We start from the raw sequence: 19,787 nt of genomic DNA, 5'->3' as shown, positions 1-19,787 counted from the left end.
TGCTTTACCCGCCCAGCAACGCTGGGCAGGGTCGAAAATCGAGCCTGCAAGCGAGATTTTCGGGAAGGGCGTCCCAACGCTTTACACACGGAAGCCGGACAGCCCCTCGGCGTGCCGCTAACAAGATAGCGGCAGCGTGACCGCTAGAGAGTTCGCGTTAGACGCGGACGTCGAGATGTCCGCTGGCGATTTGCGTTTGAACCTGCTGGGCTTGTTCAAGCATGGCGTTGATCGCATCGCCGGTTTGCTGCTGAACGGCCATCCCCTTGGCAAGCACGGCCATCTGCACTTTCTGTTGCGTCGCATCATTGCGAGCGTTTAGCACATTTGCGACGGCGGGATGAATCGATGACATGGGCGAACCTTGGTCGTGATCGGAGAATCGTCGGAAAGGATAAATCGCTTCATCCTTTCCGAAACTTACATCACTCATCGAAACAAAATCGGTATCCGCTCGTGGCGTCTCAAGGATTCTTCGCTTGATTTACGCCGGTTCGTCCCGCTCTATCGGGTTGTAGCGATTGGGCAAGCGTTCGCCGCCGGAGACGTCGGGCGGCGGAGGCTATTGTAGGAAGATCCCAGGCACGGGTTTATCGGACAACTCATCGATAATCCCCTGACTTCGCTCTTGGGCATTAAGGACCTCCATTTTCCCGACAAACAACATCACCTTGCCCCCATCGGGAACGGCCTGCTTGATCAATTTCGCTGCCGCACGTCCCGCCATGTAGTTGCTGGTCCCGAGGTAGAATTTGCGTTTCGAGGTTGGCGCATCGCTATCTTGGCAAATCACCGTCATCGCATCACATGCCTCGTTAATCATCCCGACTTGGTTGGCAGGATCGATCGGGCTGATCGCGACTCCATCCAACTTATTCGCGGCGTTGGTTTCGAGGTAACGCTTCTGCTCTTCGATCGAGCCGGTCGATGGCATTTGGACGTCCACTTTACAGCCGAATTGTGCAGCCGCTTTATTGCAACCAAATTCGGCTAGCGTCCAGAACGGATCGATACTGTTACTAATAAATGCAACGTGCACGCCGTTGCCATCGAGATCCGATTCGGGCGATAGCTGAGGGCCGTTGCCTGCCTTGATTGCGTTAATGCGATCCGAAAATTCTTGGACGTTCTCGGCAGTGATCGTATCGTGAGGGATGTAAATGGATCCCGAATCGGGCACATCGACGGGTTTGCCCTTTGCTAACGACGTCAGCCATTGGACACTGCGATACCCGAAGTCATAAGGTTGTTGGACGATCGTGCCCACCACGGTCCCTTCGCGAATCCCGGCGAGCGTTTCTTGGTGTTCATCAAACCCGACCACTTTGACTTTACCGGTCGCATCGCTGCTGCGAAGTGCCGCCAAGATCATCGGAGTGTTGATGTTCCAGAGCCCGACAAAACAGGCCACATCGGGATGCGTTACCAACGCCGCTTCGGCGTTCTCTTTCGCTTTGCTGTTGTCTTGGTTATCGGTCAAAATCCCCAGCACGGTGTATTGGCCAGCGGCTAAAGGGAAACGCCCTGAGCCTTGGGTTTGGACCGAAGCCGCCCCCGACGATGGGGAATCGGTCTTTGTTTCCTGCGAAGGCCCACATCCCGCCATCAGCAACATGCCAAGCATTAAAGCAAAAGATCGCACATCAACACCTATCGAAAACTTGAATCGAAATGGAAGGATCGCCGCTTTATCATAACGCAGGCTGAGCCCTCGTTGCCATCTTCACGCGACGTGAGCGTTCGGCCGCCAAAACCCTCGGCGAATCCCCCCAGCGGAACTCAGAGCCGAGGACTACTACGCATTAACGGGGGACAACCCTTCCGATCACGCAGAGAAAGACGATCAGTCCGGTTAGGCAATCCTGGCGACTTCTGACGTTCCGAATATAGCGGTTCGACCTAGCAAGGCCCGTTGGTCGATGCTCAAACGGTGGAACGCGCCGATCACGCTCGGCGCGTTTCGGTCTCGGCGTCCCCCCAGAGGTGTCGCCCTTTTGTTCATCACGTTGGTGGGAAACTTGCTGTGTCGAAAGTTTCACTTATGAATCCAAATGGCTCCGAGTCACATTCGGCTCACTCGCGCGGCGCGATCCTGGGGATTTGGCGATTAGGGAAGGTCATTCATCAAGGCGAGATGGCAGAACTGGCTCATGCGCAACCGGCCGACGCACTGGGCAGCCCGCGTTGGGACTACATCGTCCGCCGCGGGGTCGGTGACAACACGATCGAATCGCTACGACAAATCCAGCAGTTTACGGCCTGTGCGACCGAGGTCCTTCACCCCAATCTCATCGCCGTCTTGGACGCGTCCGATTCGGGGGAGTCCCCGTTTTTGGTGATGCCACGACTGGACGCCCTGACGATGCACGATCATTTAAAACAAGTCCCCCGAAAACCGTTACCAGTGGGCCTTTGGTTGGTTCGCCAAGTGGCTCAGGCGCTCGAGGCACTGCATGCGAAGGGCTGGGTCCATGGCGATGTGAAACCGCTCAATGTGATGGTCGGGGCGACAGGACATGTGACCTTGATCGACCTTGGATTTGCAGAGCGAGTGCACACCTCGTCGAAACGACTGTTCCGTGGCACCCCCGAATACACCGCGCCGGAAACTCTCTCCGACAAGATGGTGGCGTTACCTGCGTCGGACATCTTTTCGCTCGGACGCATTCTTTGGCAATGGCTGACACGCGTTGAAACCGCCAGCGACTTGTTGCTTTCTCCCGTCGCGGAATTGGTAGAGCGGATGATCTCGCCCCAATCTCACGATCGCCCCACCGCAAGCGATGTTGCACGACAATTATTGCGTCTTGAAATCGAAAGTCTCGGCTGCCACATCGAACCGGAAAAACGTCGCCGTCGAGCGGCGTAAAATCGCAACTTCAAATCGCGTCAGCGAGGGTGACATCCCCCGATTTCATTCCGCTAAGCAGGTAGGCAGGAGTCTTTTCCGTAGATTAGCCGTTTTGGCGTTAGCCACGGTTCAAGCGGTTCAAGCGGGGCTAACGCCCAAGCGGCTAATGGGATTTCACCCAATCATTCCTGCCTAACTGCTTAGAAACGATTTTATTTCAGAAACTGCATCGTATAGCAATCGTCGGCGCGGACTTTGTCGCCATCGACGAGCCCTAGCTCGACCATTTGCGACACCAACGTGTGCCAACGCTCATCCGTCATCTGGCCAATCGATTTGCTCGACATCCCCTCAGGCAACGCGAGTGTTTTGAGTTCTTGATGCCCGAACTGCAGCGCCTCGATGGTCATCCCGTGCTGGTTCGCTTTTAAAATGGCCTCGTTTCCTAATTGCGGATCGGACAAGTAATGTTGCCAGCCTGCGCGGGTAGCATCGACAAAATCCTGAACCAGCTCAGGTTGGTTGCGAACCATGTCACCGGTGGTGATCAGGACACTTGAGTAGGGGTTCCAACCGAGTTCGCTAAGCATCAGCTTGCGAACCTTCACGCCCTGCTGCTCCGCTAGCAGCGGTTCAGCGAACGAGTAGGCCTGAATCGCGACATCTGGGTCCGTCACCAATGCCGAGACGCTGCCGTGATAGGGCACCTCTTTGACTTGATCAAGCAAGCCTTTGGATCGCATGAATTCAAGAAATGCACGGCCTCCTTGGCGCTGGAGCGTCTTGCCTGCCAAGTCTTCGAAGCGTTTCACGCCGCTATCTTCGCGAACCAAAATACAACGTGGATGGTTCTGCATCGCTGCCAAAACAGCCACGATATCGGCTCCTTGGTTGCGAAATAAAACAACATCATCCGCGTTGGCCATCGCAAACTGGCCCCGCCCGAGAACCAATTCGGGCGCCACAGGACTTTGTCGTCCGCCGGGGCGAATCTCAACATTCATCCCGTGTGATAGGAACGTTTGATCGGCTGCGGCTTGATACAAACCGCCATGTTCGGATTCAGGAAACCAATTCAGCTGAACCGCCACAGGCTTTAAAGCCTGCGCGTCGGCCACAGCAACCGGCGTGGTGTTGGTGGATGAATCTGAGGATCCACAACCGGCGACAATGACACAGCCGACCAGGAACGAAATGGACCGCAGCATCGGAAGGGGGCGATTGGATGTCATAAAAGTTTTCGCCGTATGGCTCGGAGGGTCGATAAACCAATGAGTGACGCAGACCCTTCAGTAGTGGATCTTGCCAAAGATCCCTCGTGAAGGATCTTTGGCAAGATCCACTACGTCCAATGACTTACTTTGCGTCGGGTCGGCCCACGATAGGCTCAGTTCTTAAACTGTGCAATCACGGTGGACAACGACTGCTTCGCGTCACCGAACAACATCCGCGTGTTCTCGCCGAAGAACAATGGATTATCGACCCCGGAAAACCCTGATGCCATCGATCGCTTGAGCACGAACACGGTGCGTGCGTGATCGACATTGATGATCGGCATGCCATAGATCGGACTGTTCTCGTCTTCACGAGCCGCTGGATTGACGACATCGTTGGCTCCGATCACGACGGCGACGTCGACGTTTTCAATCCGCCGGTTGATATCATCCATTTCGACCAATTGGTCGTACGGCACATTCGCTTCGGCTAACAAGACGTTCATGTGACCTGGCATTCGGCCGGCCACCGGATGGATCGCGTAACTGACTTCGGCCCCATTGGCTTCGAGCAGTTCCCCCAATTCTCGCACCACATGCTGCGCTTGGGCAACCGCCATACCGTAGCCCGGCACCATCACGACCGACGAGGCGGCTTCAAGGATCAGGTAAGCGTCATCTGCAGAAATCGGCTTGACCTCGCCCTCGACCTTCGTCGCTTGAGTGGTCGCCGCGAAACCAGAGAACAAAACATTACTAAGCGAGCGATTCATCGCTTTGCACATGATGTTCGTCAGAATAATCCCGGCGGCACCGACCAAGGATCCCGCCACAATCAAAATGGAATTGTCGATCGCCAATCCTGCGGCACAGGCGGCCAAACCGGAATAGCTATTCAGCAGCGAGATCACGACCGGCATGTCGGCACCACCGATCGGCATCACGGCCATCACGCCCAAGACCAAGGACAAGACGATCACGGCGATGATCAACGGCAGCGTCCATGCGGGCTGCATGAAGATCAACACACTACACGCGAGCAAGGCAAACAGATTGAATAAACTGAGGAATCGCTGGCCTGGCAGCGCCATCGCACCGCTACGAATGGTTTCCGATAACTTGCCCCACGCGACCAGACTGCCGGAAAAGGTGATTCCCCCGATCAGGATCGACACGAGCACCGTGATCATGGTGAAGGGCGAGATTGCCGAGGCTTCGGGACCGGAGGCGACGGACATGATTCCATCGCCGTCGTGCATGTACAGCGCCGCCCAACCGACCAACAAACTGGCAATCCCGCCCGAACCATTGAACAACGCCACCATTTCCGGCATCCCGGTCATGGCGACACGACGGGCTGCGATCGCGCCGACGATCGTTCCGGCGATCGCAGCGCCGGCGATCCAGCGGTAATCGATGATGTCACTAGAGGCCAGCGTAATCAGAATCGCAATCAACATCGCGACGGCGGAAATCAAATTGCCGCGCACCGCCGTGGCTGGCGAGCTCAACAATTTCAGACCAAAAACAAACAATATTGCGGCGAAGATGTAGACCACGCCAATCAGTTCCGAACTCATGAATCGCCTTTTTTCAAACTCGGTCGTTTGCGGGTGTTTCTTTTTTCTTGAACATGCTGAGCATTCGATCGGTAACCATATACCCACCGACGACGTTGACCATCGCAAAAAAGACGGCGATCGCACCGAGCCATGTCGCCCAATCGCCCATCCCGGCTCCGGCCGAGGTGATCGCACCGACGACGGTGATTCCGGAGATCGCGTTTGCACCGGACATCAGCGGAGTGTGCAGCGTCGCAGGGACCTTTGAAATCAATTCAAATCCCAAGAAAATCGACAGCATTAAAACAAAACCGAGATAAACCGCTTCCATTCCCATGATGGGTCCTCACTTACGTGTTTAGATTTCGGATCGTTTCGTTGACGATTTCACCGGCTCGCGTGATGACCGCCAAACGGATGATTTCGTCCTCGGGATCCAACACCATTTGCTTGTTGTCAACGTCCCAAAACTCTTCGATTAAATTCACCAGATTATTGGAGTACATTTCACTCGCATTGCGGCTAACCTGCGACGGCAAGTTACCTTGCCCGATCACCTTCACGCCACCGATCTCGGTGACTTGATCGAGAACTGCCCCCTCGACGTTGCCCCCGGTTTCGACCGCCATGTCGACGACCACGCTGCCCGGTTGCATCGCCTCGAGCATATCTCGCGAGACGATGCGGGGTGCGGGGCGGCCGAACAATTTCGCGGTCGTGATGACCACATCCGACTCGGCGATCACCTTCTTCTGGCCTTCTTTCTGCAACGCAATTTGTTCTTCCGTCAGCGCCTTGGCGTAGCCTTGCTCGGTTTGCCCCACTTCGCCCAAATCGATCTCAACAAACTTCGCCCCCAACGAGCGAACTTGCTCGGCCGTCACAGGACGCGTGTCGAACGCTTCGACGCGGGCCCCGAGTCGCTTCGCCGTCGCGATCGCTTGCAATCCCGCAACCCCCACGCCGATCACAAACACTCGGCAGGGGCGAATCGTGCCCGACGGAGTCATCATCATCGGAAACGCTTTGATGCTGTGATAGGCCGCTTGGATCACGGTGACGTAGCCAGCCAAATTGTCCTGAGAGGAGAGTGCATCCATTTTTTGAGCGCGCGTGCTTCGCGGGATCATTTCCATCGAAATGGCCGTGACCCCTTGCTCGGCCAAGGCGTCTACGAGCGCGCGTTCATTGAACGGATCCAAAAAACTAACCTGAATCGCTCCTCGTCGGAGCCAGCCGACTTCCGACGCCGAGGGCTTACGAACACGCAAGACCAAGTCCGCATCGGCGACAACCGATTGGTGATTGGATTGTAATTTGACCCCCGCCTCGGTGTAGTCATGGTCACTAAATCCCGCTCCTTGCCCCAAACCGGACTCGGCAACAATTTCAAAGCCAGCTCGGATGAGCTTCTTAGCGTTGGCTGGCACCAGCGCCGTCCGCAACTCACCCGGCCAAGTTTCCTTGGGCACCCCGATTCGCATTATGTTCCCCGTTTTCGAATCTTCGATTTGTCTACGTTCGATTTGTCTACGTTCGATTTGTCTACGTTCGATCGCTGATGGGCTTTATTCAGCCTCACAGTCCGAACCAAGCGTTGGATCGGACCGATCACGCTCCAAGCAATTGACACAGGACCATCAAGTCGCAACCACATCAAAGCGTAAGCGAACCGACGGCGCATGAAAAGCAGAGCGAATGAAGTCGTTAGCGATCCCGATCGCCGGACGTCCAACGACGCAACACGGTTGCCGATAGTAGATTGACGACTCCGAAAAGCAATAACCCTAACATCGTGGAGGCAAAGATTGCCGCGATCAGCGCGTCGGTTCGTTGAAACCCTTGCCATCCCGTCATCAGCGTTCCGAGCCCGTCGTAATTCGAGCCGTTGCCGACAAAAAACTCGGCAACGATAGCCCCAATCACAGCAAGTCCGCTACTCGTTTTCGTACCGAGCACTAAATAGGGAATCGCCGTTGGCAGTTGCAACTTCAACAGTCGCTGAATTCTCGATGCACCGTACAAACGGAACAGATCGTTCAAATCTCGCTGCATCGCCAGCAATCCCTCGGTCACACTATTGACGATCGGAAACAAGCAAACGATCACGGTCACGATCACGACGGTGCGAAATTGATAACCGCTCCACGTAATCAGCAGCGGCGCAATCGCGACGATGGGAACGGTTTGCAAGAACACCACGTAGGGAAAGAACGCCTTGCGAATCGCCATCGATAGACTAAAAGCAACGGCGACTACCGATCCTAACACGACCGCCGTAAACAACCCCACCGTCGCCGCCACCCCCGTAACCCACGTCCCACGAACTAGCGATTCTCTTTCCTCGAACGCGGTTGCCAAAACTTGACGCGGTGCCGGCAATAGAATCGGAGGCAATTCAAAGAACCCAATCACCCCCTTCCATAGCGCAACTAGGATCAAAACGCCTACGACAATAGGCGCCGCAGTGGAGCTCATCGTTTTCCAGCAGCGGAAACCGTTCACGATGGCTCCCTCAACGAATCACTAATCACCCCATAAAACATTCCAAACTCCGCCGTACGACGAAGGGCTGCGTTGCGGGGCCACGGCAATGGGTTCTCAATCATCTGTGCGATCGAGCCCTGTTGCATGACTTGGATTTGATGGGACAACAAACAGGACTCCGCGATATTGTGAGTCACCATCACGACGGTCAGCGAGAAATCACTCCAAAGTTGTAACAACAGTTGCCCGAGTGCGTTGCGTAACATGTCGTCGAGCGCCGCAAACGGCTCGTCCATCAGCAAAACGCGAGGCTCGGTGACCAGGGCCCGGGCCAGCGAAACCCGCATTTTCATCCCTCCGGAAAGCTCATGCGGCATCCGGCCCATGGCATCGCCCAGCCCCACCGTCTGCAACACCGCCGCCGCTCTCTCTCGCTGCTGTGCCCCCGTGTCGCGTGACACTAGTTCGAGCGGCAACAAGACATTCCCTAACGCGTCTCGCCAAGGGAGCAGGGAGGGTTGCTGGAACACAAACGCAACCTCTCCCGCAGGTTGGGCTGCGGGAGGATCCAAACGCACACCGCCCGACGTCGGCCGTTGAAGCCCCGCGATCAATCGCAGCAACGTCGTTTTCCCACAGCCGCTCGGGCCAATCAGCGAGGTGATTTTCCCGGCTGGAAACTCGGCATCGATCCGGTCCACCGCGCGCGTGCCGTCGTCGAACTCGACGGTCACGTTGTCGCACCGGATGGCGGAGGCATGCGAGCTCAAAACGGTCATCACTCGATTGTCGGTTCAGCTGAGGAAGGTTCAGCTGGGGTCGATTCGGATCGCTTGGCTGCGTCCGAGAGCACCCCGGCGGGTTTCAGTTCAAATTGGCGGCCATCGATCTCAAGCAACACAAATCGGGGAGTCACCTCAATCACTTTTCCTTTGAGGCTACCGATCTCGAACTCGTCATCGACCCGCAATTTGAGTGTTTTACCCTTGGTGCGAACATTCATCCATGCCGTCCAATCGTCGCGTCCTTGGACCAATGCGGTCAACACCGTCTGCGTCGAGTCATCAAACATCGGTTTCACCGCGGGCGGTTCCGGCGGCGGGGGCGGATCGCCCACTTTGACCAACAATTTCTGCTCCGTGGTCCGGTTGGGATAGCCGTCATCGGTCACGCGCACCTGGACTTCAAACTCTTGCTTCGTGTCGGAGTTGAGCGTCAGCGTCCCGGTCGTCTCATCGAGCCGCACAAAGTCGGGTGATGATTCGATCAGCTCAAAGCGAAGCTTGTGCCCTTCGGGGTCCTTGAAGGTCAGCGGGGTGGTCGATTCTTTGCCGACAACCGCATCGACCACCGGCTTGCCCGTGAATTGGGGCGCCTTGTTGGGAGGCTCGAAAAAGTTGCGGTTCAAAATCGGTTCGCGATAGGCAGCGACAAGCGGTTCGACGCGCCACGATGTCCCCTGCGGTGCCTTGGCATTCTCGGCCGCTGCGGAAAGTGCAATCACATCGACACTGATCTTCACATCAAAACGACTCGCTTCGTCACGCGCCGGTGTGATTGCAAGCTTACTCATTCGATGCAAATAATCTTTGGCATAAAACGCGTGCAAAAAGTCAATCAATTTCGGCAGATCGGTTCGCCCATCAATGCTATAAGAAAGCCGTTGATAAAGGTCGCCCACCGGAAGCATGTTTGTGCGATTGACTCGCGGGTTGGTTACCCCATTTTGCTCAACCGCGTCGAGCAACCAACTTTGGTAATCGCTATGTGCTCGCTCGGGATCGCCGGGCAACGATCGCGACAAGTACTCACCCAATTGACGGTCGGCATACGCGCCATCGAGCAAGCGGTCTTCGAGTTTGAGCTTCTCGTTCTGCAAAGCGGCGATCCGCGTGGTCCGGCTGCGCAGGGCGGTTTGGTATCGACTGAGCCCCCATTGAATGGCAACCACCCCTACAAGACCTGCGATCGCAATCGCCAAGAAACGTTCGCGTTGGTTCATGATTGCACCTCGGCCGAGGGGACCACGGACGTCTCGGCATCCGATTCATTGGGGATATCTGATTCCTTGGGAATATTCGATTCGAGAGCCGCTGGCTTCGAAGCCGGATCGGAATCCTCCACCGTATCCTCCGCAGCGTTTTCCATCGGATCTTCGGACGCCGCTTCAGTGGCGGCCAATGCGGCTTCGATCCCCGCATAACGTTGGACGCGAGCGTAGTGCGGCGGGATGGCTATTTTCTCGGTAAAGACCCAGCGATAGGCGTTTTTGGCGTCTTGCTCGCTGGCACCTTCGCTGGTGACGCTATGATTTTCATCTCGAATCGACGCTTCGAGTTTCTCGATCACACTGGGGTGGGTGGCCGAACCGCTGAGCACGACCGTGCTCACGCCCGATCGAATATCGCTGGTCGCCACGATCGACTTTAAGATCACTTCTTCGGCTGGGGGCAGCTTCGTTGCCAGCGTGCGAATCTCGTCAATCCAAATCGCATCGGCGTCAAGAAACTGGTCTACTTTTTCGGTTTCGGCAATGAATTGCTCCGCTTCCTCCACAGGCATTTTCATTGCCGCGTTGGCTTTGCTAAGCCGCTCGATTTCGGCGTCAAGCTTACTCAGCTTGTGATAACCGAAGTAGCCCAATAGCAGGACCGCGGCCACGGGCACTCCGACAAACAACGCAGTGCGTCGGTGGTCCTTTTTTTCTTCGACTCGCTCGCGCGGATGTAAAAAGTCAATCAGACGTCCCGCATGAGTTTCATCACAAACCAACAAGCCTACCAAGGGGGCGAGACGTCCGACATGATCAGGCAACTGCGATTTGAGCTTCGCATCGACGTCGACCAAATCAAAGGGGTTGGCGACTTCCACCGGCGTGTCGATCGCTTCGGAAAGGAGGGCAACATCACTGCGGTGAACCGCTTCTCGGCCCCACAACACAATTTTCTCAGGCGACTTGCTACCACACGCCAACAAGCTTCGTTTGAGTTCATTAACGAGTGCTCTTGGCCGCGCCGATGCGTCCGTCGGCATCCGCACGGTACGCACAAAGATCACCTTGTTGTCGCGCGACACCACAATCTCAGCGTCATGCGAAAGCAGATCGATTAAGACGACATCGCCCTCGGTTGCCAATGCGTTGGAACGGGTGAGAAAGAACGCCGCAGCGGACAGAGGACGTAGGGTAATTCGATTGACCGGCAACGAGGCAGCGGCACAGACCTCTTTGACCTCTTCTAATTTGGGGGGAGCCACGGCGGCCACGATGGCGTTCACATTGGCCGAAGTGCGATGGGTAACGAGGTAGTCGATCGTTGCACTTTCGCCAGCTGAGGCGAACGTGCGAATCGCTTGAAAGCGAACGATATCCGGTAACTCTTCGTCGGGCACGGGCGGGAATTGCAACTCGCGCAATTCCGCTTTGCCACGTCCGATTGCGACCAAGGTTTCCGTTTTCTCGAGACCATGCTCGGAGATCGCTTTGCGCAGCGTCTCAAAGATCCCCGAGGGCAGCATTGGAATGACTGCGGCATCGGTGATCGTGACTTGCGTCCCGGTGCACTGAGCCGCAACGAAACGCAGCTCCGTTTCGTCCCAATCGATAGCTAACTTTTTAGGCATATTTATTTTGGCGTCATTCGCTGGAGAGGATGGCCGATCGCTGGCCCAACACGGACAGATCGAAGCCGCGTCCCAGATGGCTGAGTTCGTTCCAGGAGATTATTTTGGGGTTCACACTCGTTGCATCAATAATAACTTCGCTGCGACTCGAAATCCCGGATTGCTCGAAATATCCGACCAATTGAGCACGAAACACATCGCCCCCTCCGGTCAATAACGGCATCAAGGTTCTCATTTGCTCGAGCGTCAAGATTCCTTCGACCATCGGCCAGGTCGCAAACTCGCGATTAGGGTCATCCGAGTCGTTTGACCGTGCTTCGATTAAGGCTTGAGCAGTCTCTTCATCGAGCAGAGGAATTCCATACAGCAGTTCCGCCGGGCACTCATTGAGATTAATCCGCCCGGGCAGCGAGTCGACCTCCTGCGTCGTCAAAATGTCCATCAACAGAGGCAGATAGAGCGCCATCGAAATCGGATCCTCGGCCAGCGGCGAGGTGTAGCTTTGCTGGTTGTCCCCGCTTCCAATCGTCACCTTGGATCCAATCAAATCGAGGATTTGGTTGACTTTCGTTCCCCCACCGGCACTCAAATCGAGCTTCTCGAACATGTCTGCCGTCCACATTCCCGCCGATTTCGCATTACCAGCACCGCTGTTGCCATCACGGTTGATCGCTGCAACGGAGGAAACGCCGTAGAGGCGATAGGCCATGATATAGGTCGCGTAGAGGTCGTTGCCCAACGCTTCGGAGAGCTGTTCGTAAAGCACTTCCAAGTCATCGTTGTTGACGTTGACGCGGGGCAAGCCATCGCGAGTCTTGTTCCCTTCGGCGCCGTAGACCGTCAAGTAAGCCGCCCAACCCAATGCTCCGGGCGAATCGATGCTAATGCCGTAACGTTGTTGCTCGTCCGCATCGAGCACCCCATTGCGATTCGCGTCGGCACCGAACAACAGCGTCGGGGTGACGCCGCGTACCAACAGTAATTCTTCGACGCTTTGGATCGGTCCGTTGCTGGGCGAGTAGGGCGTCGGCAGCGTCATGTAATAGTCAAGCTCGGCGCCCGAAGGCCGCATTTCGTCATCCTCGTCGAGCCAATCGAGAATCGCATCGGCAACCTCCAACGTCATTCCCGGCAATGCCATTAACAGCGAAACGGCCAAGTTTTCCGCATCCACCTCCTCCGTATCGGCGCCGGTCAGCGCCAACGAGGGAACCAACAGGTCGGAGTTTTTTTCGAGCACTGTCAAAGTGTTGATGTTCAAACGCGCGGACTCATTTTGAAGCCCAAATCGAATCCCGCCTAAGGTTCCCGTCTCGGTCAACCCAGGTGCGACGACGGTGAAGTTCGCGGGCGTCACTCCATCCACTCCCGCAGAGACGGTGATCGCTTGGAACATCGAAGGATTGTTGAAGACACCCCCGTAATCGACACGTGTGCTCGGCGGTTGCGATAACAGCAACCGAATCGTATCGACACCGGATTCCACATTCACGCGCGCTTGGACCAAGTCGCCCGACAGGTTGGCTGAATCATCATAGGCCACCATCAACTCGGTAAACGAATAGACCGCCATGGTTGCCACAGCAACGACGACGAGCACCAGCACCAAAAAGAAGCCGCCGCGAGGACGTTTAGCGAGACGGCGTCGGGATTGACGCGATTCAAACACAGCGTTCATAGCCCCACCTCCGCCAACTCGGTCTCGGCTTGTTCCACCGGTCGGCTCAGCGGCAAACGAACGACATGCGTGAACGTGCGAATCGCACTGGTAGTGGACATCCCCGATTCGTTTGCGGCCGCGATCGTGGGATCATTCATGGTCAACCGCACTTGCACGGCCGCGGGCAACTCACCCATTTCATCGCTGCTCCACTGGGTCAACCACATCAAGCCGTCCCAGTAGCCAAACTCGATACTGATAATCTCCGGAGCAAGTAGCTCACCGGTTTGGTTCAAAGTCGAGATCGCGCCGCTGTCGACGGCATACACCGTTGCCGCGCGATCGAGCGATCGACGCACAAGCCCTCCGGCGGCCTCCATCGCCGCCGTATTTTGGTCTGCGAAAACATCGGTCACCCCGCCGATGACTCCGGCATCCTGAACAAAGTACGTCACCGTCTTCAGATCGCTGGGGATGTCATCCAGGGTCGCCGTCGAAGCGTCCATCATGACCGTGTACTCCTCCAAACGCGGCAACCGGCTCAAGTCGATTTGGATTTGATATTGGTTGCCAATCAACCCCGGTCGCTGCAGCACCGATCCACCAAGTTGTAAATCAAGCGTGGCATCGGCTGTCACCCCGCTCGCCGCGTCATCGACCATCGCGTCCTCTCCACTCGCAATGCCGGCTGCAGAAAGATCTTCGCCTGCGGCCGCGTTTCCGGCACCACTTGCTCCGGCGACACTCTGAGAAGCCATCGAAACCAGCAACGTTTCTAGGGCCGCCGAATCAATGGGCTGAGGATGCGAAGTGCAGCGCAAATCATCTTCAATCATTTGCAGCACCGCTCTGGCAAGTTGTACTTGGCGAACATCCATGTCACGTGTGTTCATGGTGTCGGCGTAGAATTGAAACGCACCGCCGATCAACATCATCAAAACAACCGAAAGCGACAGAGTTAAGATCAACTCTAGCAGCGTGAAGCCCGAGGCGGTCGCGTGCTTGGCCGACTTGGCCCGTGAGGGCGGCCAAATTTGGCGGCCAGCGAGATTCGAATTCAAAACGCGACGTTGATTCATCACCCCGCCTCCTGAGAAGTGGATGCTTCGGCATCTTTGGCGGCTTGCTCGGCGGCCTCGGCTGCTTCGAGCCCTAGCGCGGGATCGATCATCCATCGCGTTAACGAGTAGGTCGCCAGAGCAGGGCCTCCATCGGGATCGCTCGCCTCGACCGTCACACGTACCGCCAACAAGCCGTCCAACGACGCAGGTTGAACATCGACGGAGTAGAAAAACGGTACCATCGAACCGCTGTCGCTTGATTCCACGGAGGAGTTCGGAACGCTTTGCGGGGAGACATTCTGAAGTAGGATCTCCGATAGCTTCGTTTGACAGATCATTTGTGCCATCGATAACTCGCGTGCTTCGCGAGCCGCATCGGTTCCGGTCAACGCCAACTGGCTTAAAACCGCCAACGAGCCGCCGAGAATCGCGATCGAAAGCAGAATTTCCAGCAGCGAAAACCCTCTGCGTTTCAACAATCCTGTGCCTTTTTTCGGTGCGTCCGAGTGCCCAGGTGCGTCCGAGCGCCCAGGTGCGTCCGAGTGCCCGGGTACGTCCGAGCGCCCAGGTGCGTCCGAGCGCCCGGAAGATCGACTCAAAGATCGACTCATCGTATTCCCTCCGCCACCGTCATGTCTCCCACGGTCACCTCTCCGGTGATCCCGCGAAGTTGAACCGTGATGCGTCCCACTTCGGGATGAATCAACACGATGGCTGCGGTGCTAGTGGTTCCATCGGGATAGAACCACACCGCTTGCGTTGGTTGCGAACCAGCGGATCCCACGCTGGGATCGCCTCCCTGCTGGGCGAGCGTCAACGATCGAGCCGACGAAACGACCTGGACCGATTCAATGACCACCGCCTCGGGCAACTCGATCGTGGTTTCCACCTCCGCATCGGTGGGCAACGGCATGACGACTGCGGATGCTTGATCGGCCCCCTGCATTAAACTGGATACCCCGCCGGCCCTATCGGCCGTTTCCACCGCATCGCTGATCGAAAAGAAGGGCCGCGTCGTCAACGTATTGGCATCGACGGTAGCCTCGAGCATCAACACGCGTCCTTGCCGCATCGCATCAATTCGCAAACGAGTCATCTCGATTTGCAATTGCTCTGCGGCACGCGACAGACGCTGGTCCCCCAGCATCGATGTAATATTCGGAATCACCACCGCCGCGATCGCCGCGATCAAGGAAATCGAAAGCAGCAATTCAAGCAGGGTAAAGGCGGTGCGACGATCCACAGACAAGTCTCCCGTGTTAGGAGCCTTCCGCCGTGATGTCATCATCCGTGTTGACTTGGGCATCAGGGCCGGCACTTCGGATTTCATACTTTCCGCTGCTAAGCGAATAGACCAACGGATTTCCCCAGGCGTCGTTCGGGATTTCGTCCAAAATCGGGCGAGTCCACTTCGCTTTCTTGGCCGCGTCGCTGGGACCGTCCTTCAGCGATTCGAGTGTTTCAGGCAGCGAGCCCAATTTGATGCGATAACGCTCGATCGCTTGCTTGAGCGAATTGAGCTGAGTGGTGGTGGAGTCGCGGTAAGCATCTTCTTGGGCACCACCGAGATTCATGATCGCGATCCCGCCGATCACGACCAGGATCGACAACACGAGCAACAGCTCAAGCAGGGTAAAGCCCTTCCTTCTGCGGCCAGAGAGGCGGACGCCAGAACCCCCACGACGGGGGCCACGAATACAAGCGAACGAGGTTTGCAAATGGCAATTCATCAGGACTGCAGTGTCTTCAATGGGAAAGGAATGGGGGGGGGAACTCCAATGGGATCGTCAACAATATACTAACCGTGACCAACCGCAAAGGTTCCGCGCAAATTCGGTGTTTGCAGGCAAGCGAGAGTCCCGCGGCGTTCTATTCTCGAATTTTTTTCAGAGCGATTTGCCCGCAACATGCGTAGAATTGGAAAAAGTACCCGAAACCGACGTCTTTCATACGTAATTGTGCCCCGCGATAGTAGAATGCGGTAAATGCGCAAATATGCTGTTAGGGTGCAGACGTGCTGCATCAAGCCGTTGTTGCGATCTCTTGCCGCTCGCTTCTCCTTTTCATTCCCCTTGCTCCAAACAAGAAAAACATGGCCGCACGCGACGATTCTGTCATTCGTGGCAGCTTAATTGCCTGTCTCATCTTTTTGGTTCTCTCCGCTGCGCTCAATTTCTTTTTTTGGCAATCGGCGAACGTGCAATCGATCGAAGCTGACAAAGCGAAAGACCAATTGCAGTCGAGAACCACTGAATTGAAGCAAAAGGATGACCAAGCGCGATTGATGAAATCGATGCTCGGTGTCGGCAGCATGAGCGAGGCGGAACTCGAACTGCTCAAGCAAAGTGCCAGCGGCGATCCCGAAATGCAGCTGATCGAACAGCAATTTGTGCGTGACATGGCACTGCTTTCCGGGGACGATGCGGAAAGCCCGAGTTACCCCAAGGTGCCACAGTTCCTGATGAACACGATTCGTTCGCGTAACGAGCAGTACGACACACTGTTAAAAGAAGTCGAACAGATCAAGGCGCAAGCCGAAAGCGACATCCAAATCGCTCAAAAAGCTCAACAGGTTGCCGAACAACGAGCCGACGATGTGCAAAAGAAACTTGACCAGGAGCGTCAACTCTTCGCCCAAGACCGCGATCGAATCAACAAAGAAAAAGAGGACACCCGCGACAGTTTGACCAAAACCGTCCAGGAGTTCACGCGTTATCGGCAGACCACGAACGAAGAAAAAACGAAGCTCGAACGTAAACTCAGTCAGCATCAAAACACGATCGGAACTCAAAAGATCGAGTTGGTGAAACTGCGCAGCGATCAATTCGAGACCGTGCAAGGCAATATTCGTTTTGTGCGTGGTGAAACGGTCACCATTAATCTTGGCTCGGCCGACGACCTACGCCCCGGGGTGACGTTTGGCGTCATCGGAGGCAATGAAACACGTCTCAGTGATGCGAAGGTCAAAGCGACCATTCAAGTCACTCGCATCTTGGCGGATCACTTGGCCGAGGCACGTGTGGTTGCCCGCCCCGATATCCGCCACCCGATCATTCCCAACGATTTGATCTACTCGCCGTTCTGGGCTCCAGGCCGCAAAGTGAAGATTGCCTTGGCAGGTGAAATTGATATCGATGGGGACCAACGGCCCGATAACGAAGCCATCAAGGGCATGATCACCACGGCCGGCGCGACCGTGGTTGCCGAGATTTCCTCAACCGGCGTGGTCGAAGGCACCTTGGACGCGAGCGTTCGATTCCTGGTGGTCGACGAGAATGACAATATCGGCGGAGAGGAAGTCAACCAAGAACAAGTGGTCGCGATCGGCAAGATCAAGCAACTCGCACGCGAGTTAGGCGTCTCGGTCATTCCCGCTTGGAAGCTACAATCCTACCTGAAAACGATCGACGATACGTTGACGACCCCCTTGGGATCGGCGGCTCGCGGATCTGATTTTCCACCGGAATCGGGGGTCGGAGCAACCCAACGGTATCCGAGCAATCTCCCCGAGATCTTCCGCCGTCAAACCGAAGGCATGCAACAAGGAAACCGCATCCTGCCTCCGTGATCGAGCGGTTGGGATCGCCCCCAGGAGGGCTTCGGTAGCTCAGGCCTTCCTGAGCGACGGTCGAGCGAGAGAAGGTCGAGCGAGAGAAGGTAAATCCGAATCCCACCGCCATTCCGAATCTCAACGCCATTCCAGCGTGAAGGATCAAGAACGCGAGTTTGCGAACACGCGACTGGCATCGATGCTCGCGTTCGAATCGGGTGATCAAGCAGCACCCTAAACGGGACACCCGCTTGCTACTGAGGCGGTTGCTGCGGACGCAAATTCTCGGCTTGACGGTGAAACGCCTCACTTTGCCGGCGAATACGCTGACTTAAACGGCGGAGTTCTTCATCGAGTCGCTCCGTTGCGACCGGAGAACTTTCGATCGGTGCGGTGCCCAAACGAACTTGATTTGCGTCGGCAACGGTACTGGGCGACGACGCCTGGAGCGTCTCACGGACCAATAGGTCACTGAGCTTTACCGCAGCACCGCGGTGTGCAAGATCAATGAAATGGGGCTGTCCCCAATCCAATCGCACCGAGCCAAATCGTAAACGGGCCACGTCGGCAATCGCTTCGCAGCGACGCATGGCCTCGTCCGAATCGGAGTCTAACAACCAGATCCAACGACGCGTATCAACGCGGTAAACGAGATCAAACAACCAGGCTTCGTTTTGCAGCATTGTGTCGAACTCGTCGGCGGTCGACCGCGACATCGCAGCGCCCAGCGAGACCGTCCTCACGGTGGCCAGATTCTCGATGCGTGGCCGGGCGTTATCGTGCCCAAGTTCCACCGACAACATCGGCGGGTCCAAGCGAACTTGGCGTTGGATTCGACTTGAGACCGATTCCGATGACGATCGATCGTGAAGCGGTTGTCGAATCACCGCACCACGCTGACGCCATCGAACCCAAGACTCCGCAACCGACTTTGGTCCAGAGACGGGAGTCTGGAAGCTGACCTCGGTTCCGAAACCGAGTCGAGACCGCAGGCGAAGCGTTGAAAAATGCAGCGTCGCCAACTGACGACTGATCGTTAGCCCCAGCCCATTGCCATCCGCCGACGCTTTGGGGTGAAATTCAATCTGCTTCATTTCCTGCTGTGAAATGCCCTGACCACGATCGACAACCGACCACGTGACCGCACCACCACAGGGTGCCACTTGTAAACGAACCAGAATGGCTTCCTGTTCTCGCGACGTCCGAATCGCGCTGGCGACAAGATTCACCAACAAGCGACGAAGCATGTCGGGATCGGCAAACACTAACAGCTGGGGATTGTCGGCGCCGTCCCATAAAACATCGACATGGCCTTGAAGCGACCATGGACGAAGTGATTCATTCACCGCATCACGAATCTCGGTGACCGCAACCCAACTGCGGCGAACCCTCGGCAACCCAGCACGCAATCGCTGTAGTTGCATCATTTCACCCACGATCTGGTCCATGCAATCACATTGATCCATTGCGTCACGCAGCGATTGCGATTGGCGGGCATTGATCGCCCCTCCCTCTCCATCGGCAATGCCTCGCATCGCTTGACGCACTGCAGCAAGCGGAGTTCGTAAATCGCTTGCCGTTTCGCTCATCATTTGCACGATCGCATTGACCGTGCTCTCAAAACCAGCATCCAAATTGGGATGTGAATCGCGGTTCAGCGAACGCGATTGAACCGCATGACCGACGAGACTGGAAAAATCACGTGGGTTCTGCTGCCGATGAGGGGCAATTTCTGATGATGACATCCGTGCATTCTCCAGATGGAAGTCCGAGCGCGCTGA

At 56.1% G+C, this 19,787-nt stretch carries 18 protein-coding genes; 2 read left to right on the top strand and 16 right to left on the bottom strand.

What is annotated here, in order from left to right; genetic code table 11:
- Window positions 1-157: 157 nt before the first annotated feature.
- Together Pla52o_RS04115 and Pla52o_RS04110 are read right to left on the bottom strand one after the other, a co-directional pair.
- Window positions 158-433 (bottom strand): hypothetical protein, encoded by a 276-nt coding sequence (locus Pla52o_RS04115; RefSeq protein ID WP_231612068.1) that lies wholly within the window; start codon window positions 431-433, stop codon window positions 158-160.
- Between the two features lie 129 nt (window positions 434-562).
- Window positions 563-1,642 carry a substrate-binding domain-containing protein gene (locus tag Pla52o_RS04110; RefSeq protein ID WP_231612067.1) on the bottom strand — a complete coding sequence of 360 codons (1,080 nt, stop codon included), beginning with the start codon at window positions 1,640-1,642 and terminating at the stop codon, window positions 563-565.
- A gap of 399 nt (window positions 1,643-2,041) precedes the next feature.
- On the opposite strand from Pla52o_RS04110, the gene Pla52o_RS04105 reads away from it, so the two are divergent.
- Window positions 2,042-2,869 carry a protein kinase domain-containing protein gene (locus tag Pla52o_RS04105; RefSeq protein ID WP_146593268.1) on the top strand — a complete coding sequence of 276 codons (828 nt, stop codon included), beginning with the start codon at window positions 2,042-2,044 and terminating at the stop codon, window positions 2,867-2,869.
- A gap of 194 nt (window positions 2,870-3,063) precedes the next feature.
- Here Pla52o_RS04105 and Pla52o_RS04100 read toward each other — a convergent pair whose 3' ends face one another.
- The 13 genes from Pla52o_RS04100 to Pla52o_RS04040 all read right to left on the bottom strand — a co-directional run bounded on the left by Pla52o_RS04100 (window position 3,064) and on the right by Pla52o_RS04040 (window position 16,186).
- A complete protein-coding gene (locus tag Pla52o_RS04100) occupies window positions 3,064-4,083 on the bottom strand; it encodes an ABC transporter substrate-binding protein (RefSeq protein WP_146593267.1) in 1,020 nt (339 codons plus the stop codon).
- A gap of 155 nt (window positions 4,084-4,238) precedes the next feature.
- A complete protein-coding gene (locus tag Pla52o_RS04095; protein ID WP_146593266.1) occupies window positions 4,239-5,645 on the bottom strand; it encodes an NAD(P)(+) transhydrogenase (Re/Si-specific) subunit beta in 1,407 nt (468 codons plus the stop codon).
- A 13-nt stretch (window positions 5,646-5,658) separates the two neighbouring features.
- On the bottom strand, window positions 5,659-5,964 hold the full coding sequence (locus Pla52o_RS04090) for an NAD(P) transhydrogenase subunit alpha (RefSeq protein ID WP_231612066.1): 306 nt from the start codon (window positions 5,962-5,964) through the stop codon (window positions 5,659-5,661).
- 13 nt (window positions 5,965-5,977) lie between these two features.
- Window positions 5,978-7,099 (bottom strand): NAD(P) transhydrogenase subunit alpha, encoded by a 1,122-nt coding sequence (locus Pla52o_RS04085; protein WP_231612065.1) that lies wholly within the window; start codon window positions 7,097-7,099, stop codon window positions 5,978-5,980.
- Between the two features lie 235 nt (window positions 7,100-7,334).
- Window positions 7,335-8,132, bottom strand: coding sequence for an ABC transporter permease (locus Pla52o_RS04080; protein WP_231612064.1), 798 nt, complete (start codon window positions 8,130-8,132; stop codon window positions 7,335-7,337).
- On the bottom strand, window positions 8,129-8,893 hold the full coding sequence (locus Pla52o_RS04075; protein WP_146593551.1) for an ABC transporter ATP-binding protein: 765 nt from the start codon (window positions 8,891-8,893) through the stop codon (window positions 8,129-8,131). Before Pla52o_RS04075 ends, Pla52o_RS04080 begins: the two co-directional genes overlap by 4 nt.
- Entirely contained in the window at window positions 8,893-10,116 is a 1,224-nt protein-coding gene (locus Pla52o_RS04070) for a cadherin repeat domain-containing protein (RefSeq protein ID WP_146593264.1), read from the bottom strand. The genes Pla52o_RS04075 and Pla52o_RS04070 overlap by 1 nt, the downstream gene beginning before the upstream one ends.
- Window positions 10,113-11,735 carry a type IV pilus biogenesis protein PilM gene (gene pilM / locus Pla52o_RS04065; RefSeq protein WP_146593263.1) on the bottom strand — a complete coding sequence of 541 codons (1,623 nt, stop codon included), beginning with the start codon at window positions 11,733-11,735 and terminating at the stop codon, window positions 10,113-10,115. Before pilM ends, Pla52o_RS04070 begins: the two co-directional genes overlap by 4 nt.
- A 13-nt stretch (window positions 11,736-11,748) precedes the next feature.
- Window positions 11,749-13,413, bottom strand: a complete 1,665-nt coding sequence (locus Pla52o_RS04060; protein WP_146593262.1) for a type II secretion system protein GspK — start codon at window positions 13,411-13,413, stop codon at window positions 11,749-11,751.
- Window positions 13,410-14,474, bottom strand: a complete 1,065-nt coding sequence (locus Pla52o_RS04055; RefSeq protein WP_146593261.1) for a prepilin-type cleavage/methylation domain-containing protein — start codon at window positions 14,472-14,474, stop codon at window positions 13,410-13,412. The genes Pla52o_RS04060 and Pla52o_RS04055 overlap by 4 nt, the downstream gene beginning before the upstream one ends.
- Entirely contained in the window at window positions 14,474-14,935 is a 462-nt protein-coding gene (locus Pla52o_RS04050) for a type II secretion system protein (RefSeq protein WP_231612063.1), read from the bottom strand. Before Pla52o_RS04050 ends, Pla52o_RS04055 begins: the two co-directional genes overlap by 1 nt.
- Window positions 14,936-15,063: 128 nt before the next feature.
- Window positions 15,064-15,699 (bottom strand): prepilin-type cleavage/methylation domain-containing protein, encoded by a 636-nt coding sequence (locus tag Pla52o_RS04045; protein WP_146593259.1) that lies wholly within the window; start codon window positions 15,697-15,699, stop codon window positions 15,064-15,066.
- A gap of 16 nt (window positions 15,700-15,715) precedes the next feature.
- Window positions 15,716-16,186 carry a type II secretion system protein GspG gene (locus tag Pla52o_RS04040; protein ID WP_146593258.1) on the bottom strand — a complete coding sequence of 157 codons (471 nt, stop codon included), beginning with the start codon at window positions 16,184-16,186 and terminating at the stop codon, window positions 15,716-15,718.
- A gap of 362 nt (window positions 16,187-16,548) precedes the next feature.
- Here Pla52o_RS04040 and Pla52o_RS04035 point away from each other — a divergent pair, with 362 nt between their 5' ends.
- Window positions 16,549-18,024, top strand: a complete 1,476-nt coding sequence (locus Pla52o_RS04035) for a hypothetical protein (RefSeq protein ID WP_146593257.1) — start codon at window positions 16,549-16,551, stop codon at window positions 18,022-18,024.
- A 236-nt stretch (window positions 18,025-18,260) separates the two neighbouring features.
- Here the strand turns inward: Pla52o_RS04035 and Pla52o_RS04030 are convergent, their stop codons facing one another.
- Complete coding sequence (locus tag Pla52o_RS04030) at window positions 18,261-19,751, bottom strand: sensor histidine kinase (protein WP_146593256.1); 1,491 nt, start codon at window positions 19,749-19,751, stop codon at window positions 18,261-18,263.
- Window positions 19,752-19,787 lie beyond the last annotated feature (36 nt).

Source organism: Novipirellula galeiformis, assembly GCF_007860095.1.
Lineage (GTDB): Bacteria > Planctomycetota > Planctomycetia > Pirellulales > Pirellulaceae > Novipirellula > Novipirellula galeiformis.
This window is presented reverse-complemented; position numbering and strand designations above follow the sequence as displayed.